At 73.6% G+C, this 5731-nt stretch carries 5 protein-coding genes; 4 read left to right on the forward strand and 1 reads right to left on the reverse strand.

Going from position 1 to position 5731, the window contains the following annotated elements:
* From ACSNOB_RS31250 to ACSNOB_RS31260, 3 genes are all read left to right on the forward strand, one after another.
* Positions 1 to 1052: phosphatidate cytidylyltransferase (locus ACSNOB_RS31250; protein ID WP_436690956.1), on the forward strand; the 1052-nt coding region annotated here is incomplete at its 5' end.
* A gap of 104 nt (positions 1053 to 1156) precedes the next feature.
* A complete protein-coding gene (gene rlmN, locus ACSNOB_RS31255; protein WP_393104955.1) occupies positions 1157 to 2305 on the forward strand; it encodes a 23S rRNA (adenine(2503)-C(2))-methyltransferase RlmN in 1149 nt (382 codons plus the stop codon).
* A 31-nt stretch (positions 2306 to 2336) separates the two neighbouring features.
* Positions 2337 to 3542: a DivIVA domain-containing protein gene (locus ACSNOB_RS31260; RefSeq protein ID WP_436690958.1), complete on the forward strand. Its 1206-nt coding sequence runs from the start codon at positions 2337 to 2339 to the stop codon at positions 3540 to 3542.
* Positions 3543 to 3642: 100 nt separating this feature from the next.
* Here the strand turns inward: ACSNOB_RS31260 and ACSNOB_RS31265 are convergent, their stop codons facing one another.
* A complete protein-coding gene (locus ACSNOB_RS31265) occupies positions 3643 to 3864 on the reverse strand; it encodes a DUF2631 domain-containing protein (RefSeq protein WP_393104951.1) in 222 nt (73 codons plus the stop codon).
* Positions 3865 to 4119: 255 nt separating this feature from the next.
* Here ACSNOB_RS31265 and ACSNOB_RS31270 point away from each other — a divergent pair, with 255 nt between their 5' ends.
* A complete protein-coding gene (locus ACSNOB_RS31270) occupies positions 4120 to 5709 on the forward strand; it encodes a Rieske 2Fe-2S domain-containing protein (RefSeq protein WP_436690960.1) in 1590 nt (529 codons plus the stop codon).
* Positions 5710 to 5731 lie beyond the last annotated feature (22 nt).

Here is a 5731-nt window from a genome sequence, read left to right on the forward strand (position 1 = left end):
GTCCGCGCCCGCCGGTCGACGCCCACCCGGAGCCGGCCGGCGCGGACCGTGCCCCGTACGACCGCCCGGCCGGGCCGAACGGGCACCACCCCGACGACTCCGAACACCCGACGACCCAACTGGAACCGGTGCGCGACGTCGAGCCCGAGCCGGAGCCCGCGCGACCCCCGGGCCGGCGGCAGCGCGGCCGGCGCCGGGCCAGCGCCGACCGGCCCCCGACCCAGCAGCCCGCGCCGAGCCGGGCCGGGCGCAACCTGCCGGCCGCCGTCGCGGTCGGCGTGGCGCTCGGCGCGCTGATCGTGGTTCCGCTGTTCTTCTACCGGCCGGCGTTCCTGCTGGTGGTGGCCGGGGCGGTGGCGGTCGGCAGCTGGGAGATGGCCCGGGCGGTGCGCCGCAGCGGCGCCCACCCGCCGCTGGTGCCGCTGATCGCCGGCGGGGTGCTCACCGTCGGGCTGGCCTGGTTCGCCGGCCCCGACGCGCTCAGCCTCGGTCTGCTGGTCACCGTGCTCGGGACGATGGTCTGGCGGCTCGGTGACGGGCCGCGCGGCTTCCAGCGCGACCTGACCGCGGCCACCCTGATCGCCGTGTACGTGCCGTTCCTCGGCGGGTTCGCCGCGCTGCTGGCGGCGGTGCCGGAGGACGGTCACCTGCGGGTGCTGGCGACCCTGGTCGCGGTGGTGCTCTCCGACACCGGCGGGTACGCCGCCGGCGTCTCCTTCGGCAAGCACCCGATGGCCCCCTCGGTGAGCCCGAAGAAGTCCTGGGAGGGCTTCGGCGGCTCGGTCACCGCGGCGGCGCTGGGCAGCGCCCTGCTGCTCTGGCTGCTCTTCGACGTGGCCCCGTGGTGGGGCGCGCTCTTCGGGCTGGCGGTCTCCGGCGCGGCCGTCCTCGGCGACCTCGCCGAGTCCATGATCAAGCGGGACCTCGGCGTCAAGGACATGAGCAACCTGCTCCCCGGGCACGGCGGCCTGATGGACCGGCTCGACTCGATCCTCTTCGCGCTGCCGACCGCGTACCTGCTGCTGGCGGTCTTCGTCCCGGTGCTGGAGTGAGGCGTGAATCACCCGGCGCCGGCGGCCCCGTCCGGGCGGTGGGGGGCGATTCGGCACCTCCGGACAGGTGCGTCGGCCGTCCGGCGTGACAGACTGGACCCGCCATGACGAGCCTGCCCCTGATCCCCGCAGACCCCGACGCCCCCGGGCGCCGACCCGCGATGCCTCCCCGGCACCTCGCCGACCTCGACCTCGCCGGCCGCCGCGCGCTGGTCACCGAGCTGGGGGAGCCGGCGTTCCGGGCCAAGCAGGTCTCCACCCACTACTTCGGCCGCCTGGTGCGCGACCCGGCGCAGATGACCGACCTGCCGGCCGCCGCCCGGGAGAAGCTCGCCGACCGGCTCCTGCCGCGGCTGCTCACCCCGGTCCGCGAGCTGGCCTGCGACGACGGCGCGACCCGCAAGGCGCTCTGGCGGCTGCACGACGGCTCGCTGGTGGAGAGCGTGCTGATGGGCTATCCGGACCGGGTCACCGTCTGCATCTCCAGCCAGGCCGGCTGCGGCATGGCCTGCCCGTTCTGCGCCACCGGCCAGGCCGGGCTGACCCGCAACCTGTCCACCGCCGAGATCGTCGACCAGGCGGTCTACCTGGCCGGCGTGGCCGCCTCCGGCGCGGTGGCGGGCTCCCCGCCGCGCCTGTCGCACGTGGTCTTCATGGGTATGGGCGAGCCGCTGGCCAACTACTCCCGCGTGATCGCCGCCATCCGCCGGCTGGTCGCCCCGGCCCCCGAGGGGCTCGGGCTGTCGCAGCGCCACATCACCGTCTCCACGGTCGGCCTGGTGCCGGCCATCCGCCGACTGGCCAGCGAAGACCTCTCGGTGACCCTTGCGCTGTCGCTGCACGCCCCCGATGATGGGCTGCGCGACGAACTGGTGCCCGTCAACCAGCGCTGGAAGGTGTCCGAGGTGCTGGACGCGGCGTGGGACTACGCGGCACGGACGGGGCGGCGCGTGTCGATCGAGTACGCGATGATCAAGGACGTGAACGACCAGCCGTGGAGAGCCGATCTGCTCGGGCGGCTGCTGGCCGGGAAGCTGGCCCACGTGAACCTCATCCCGCTCAATCCGACGCCGGGCAGCCGCTGGGACGCCAGCCCGAAGCCGGTCGAGCGGGAGTTCGTCCGGCGGTTGCGCGAGGCCGGGGTGTCGACGACGGTGCGGGACACCCGGGGTCGCGAGATCGACGGAGCGTGTGGGCAGCTCGCCGCCGCCGTCGACAACAGGGACACCGACCGGACCGGGGAGACTGCGTGACCGGGCGTAGCGAACGAGACCAGGAGACATAGTGGCGAGTCAGGGTCAGCGTTTCCGGCGTAAGGCGCTCCGCCGGGGATACAAGGTCGACGAGGTCGACGCCTTCCTGGACCGGGTCGAGGCGACGCTCGCCGGTCAGCCGGTCGGCGCGCCCGTGGCCTCCCAGGAGGTCCACGACGTCGTCTTCCGGGTCCGCTTCAACGGCTACGACGAGTGGCAGGTCGACCTGCACCTCGACCGGGTCGAGCGGCAGCTGGCCGAGCTGGAGGAACGCGGCGGCGTCGGTGGCCGCGGCGGTGACCCCCGGATGGGCGACCGGCTCGGCCCGCCGGACCGGATGGGCCCGCCGGACCGGATGGGCCCGCCGGACCGGATGGGTCCCCCGGACCGGATGGGTCCGCCGGTGCGCGACGACCGCGGCATGTCCCCCGTCCCGCAGCCCATGCCGCCCCGGGCGATGCCCGCGCAGGCCGGCGGCCCGCCCGCCGACCGCTACGGCCGCTACGACGAGCCCACCGGCGCCTTCGCCGGTGGCTACGACGGCCCGCGCGGCGGCTACGAGCCGCCCCGCGGCCCGGGCGGTCCCGGCCCGATGGGTCCGGGCGCCCCGATGGGCCACGGCGGCCCGCCGCCGCGCGGCCTGCCCGCCGGCCCCGGCGGCTACGGTGACGGCCCGGGTGGCTACGGTGACGGCCCCGGTGGCTACGGCGACCGCCCCGGTGGTTACGGCGACGGCCCCGGTGGCTACGGCGACGAGCCGCGCTTCGACGGCTTCGAGGCCGGCCGGCACGGCCGCGCCGACATGACCGCCGAGATCCGGATGCCCGAGCGGGACCTGCGCGACATGCGCGGTCGGGGCCCGACCGGCCCGCCCCCGCAGCAGGGCTACGGCGGCCCGCCTCCGATGGCCGGCCCGCCCCCGATGGCCGGCCCGCCGGCCGGTGGCCCGCCGCCCACGGCCGGCCCGCCGATGGCCGGCCCGCCCGGCAGCGACCTCTACCGCGTCGACCAGATCCGCCGCAGCTTCCAGGTGCGCCGCTTCGGCAGCGGGTACGACCCGGACCAGGTCGACCGGTTCTTCGAGAGCCTGCTCGGCGGCATGCAGGGGCGCAACCCGATGCCGGTGAACCCGAAGGAGCTGGACACCCTGCGCTTCGGGCTGGTGCCCGGCGGCTACTTCGAGGCCGAGGTCGACGCCGCGCTCAAGGACGTGCAGGACATCCTGTTCGGCCGCTGACCCACGTACGACGAGGGCCCGCTCCCCGGTCGGGGGCGGGCCCTCGTGCGTGTCACCTCCGGCGCGCGGACCGGCTCGACGCCGGCTGACGGGGGTGCGGTCAGGACCGCAGGCCGTTGCGCCGCAGCACGGCGTCGCCGATGACGATGACCAGCAGCAGCACGGCCAGGCCGATCAGCCAGATGTTCTCGACCCTGCCCTCGTGGTTGCCGCAGAGCATCGCCAGCAGCACCAGCGCGGAGAGCACCGCGCCGATCCGCCCGGACTTGCGGTGTCCCGGCTTGTGCTGGTCTGGCGACGTTACCGGCTCGCTTCCTGCCACTGTCGGTCCTTCCCTCGCGATCGGATCTCCGGTTAGTCTGGCACGCCCCGTGCCAGGCTCGGCGCTGGGTCCGCCCGGATGGGGCGGGCCGCACGATCCCCGCCGACGGCCGGCACGGCGTACGCGGCGGGCGCGGGCCCAAGGTCCCGGCCGAGGCGGGCCGGGCGGCACTACCGGCGTCGCGGGGCGGTCGCCAGACTCCCTCCGGTAGCGTTTCCGACGTACACCTTTGTTTGTCTTCGAGGGGGAACTGCGGTGCGAGTGACCGGTACGGGACACGCCAGCATGCGGATCGACACGGCCGCGGGCAGCATCCTGTGCGACCCGTGGGTCAACCCGGCCTATTTCGCGTCGTGGTTCCCGTTCCCGGACAACTCCCTGCTCGACTGGGAGACCCTCGGCGACGTCGACTACCTCTACGTCTCCCACCTGCACCGGGACCACTTCGACGCCGCGCACCTGAGGCGCTTCGTGTCGAAGAAGGCGACCGTGCTGCTGCCCGCGTTCCCCACCTCGGAGATGGAGGACGAGCTGCGGGAGCTGGGCTTCACGAAGTTCCTGAAGGCGCCGAACGAGCAGGTCGTGGAGCTGGACGGCGGCCTCAAGGTCATGATCCAGGCACTGACCAGCCCGACCGACGGCCCGATCGGCGACTCGTCGTTGTGGGTGGAGTACGACGGGGTCCGGCTGCTCAACCAGAACGACGCCCGCCCCACCGACCTGAGCGCGTTCGCGGAGCTGGGCCACGTGCACGCGCACATGCTCCAGTTCTCCGGCGCGATCTGGTACCCGATGGTCTACGAGCTGCCGCAGGCGGCGAAGACGGCGTTCGGGAAGCAGAAGCGGGACCGGCAGTTCGACCGGACCTGGCGCTACATCGACGACCTGAAGGCCGACCACGTCTTCCCGATCGCGGGCCCGCCGTGCTTCCTCGACGACGAGCTGTGGCAGTTCAACGACATCCACGGCGACGAGGGCAACATCTTCCCCGACCAGTCGGTCTTCCTGGCGGAGTATGCGAAGGTCGGCGGCACCAACGGCGTCGTGCTGCTGCCGGGCAGCGTCGCCGAGATCACCACGGAGACCTGCGAGACCACCCACCCGGTGCCGGTGGAGGAGTTCTTCGCGAACAAGGTCGCGCACCTGGAGGAGATGCGGGAGCGCAAGCGGCCGGTCATCGAGGCGGAGAAGGCTTCCTGGCGGCACCCCGAGGTCGACGTGCTCAAGGAGATGCAGCGCCGGATCGAGCCGCTGCTGGAGGAGTCGATCTACCTGGCCAAGGGGGTCGGCGGCCCGGTCCGCTTCGACCTGGTCGGCACCGACGACTCGGGCGGCGAGACGATCGAGTCGATCGTGGTGGACTTCCCGGGCAAGCAGGTCCGGCCGTACGCCGACGAGAAGGTCCGCTACCGGTTCCGCACCGAGCGGGCGCTGATCGAGCACCTGCTGCACATCGGCGAGGTGGACTGGGTCAACTCGCTCTTCCTCTCCTGCCGCTTCTCCGCCGCCCGGATCGGCCAGTACAACGAGTTCGTCTACGCGTTCTTCAAGTGCCTCTCCACGGAGCGGCTCCAGTACGCCGAGGGCTGGTACGACGAGCACGAGCGGACCAGCGACGCCGAGGACATCACCCTCGGCGACTGGGTGGTGCAGCGGCGCTGCCCCCACCTGAAGGCGGACCTGACCCGTTTCGGCATCGTCGACGGGGACCAGCTCACCTGCCAGCTGCACGGCTGGAGGTTCGACCTGGCCAGTGGCCGCTGCCTGACCAGCGTCGGGCACAAGATCCGCGCCCACCGCGTCGACGCCGCGACCCCCGCCCCCGCCGGCGAGTCCGCGAGCTGACCCGCACGGCCTGCCCCAAACC

Source organism: Micromonospora sp. URMC 106 (assembly GCF_051386395.1).
GTDB lineage: Bacteria > Actinomycetota > Actinomycetes > Mycobacteriales > Micromonosporaceae > Micromonospora.

Coding starts and splice junctions, on each gene's coding strand:
- rlmN (WP_393104955.1), top strand. CDS start 1,157: ATGACGAGCCTGCCCCTGATCCCCGCAGACCCCGACGCCCCCGGGCGC.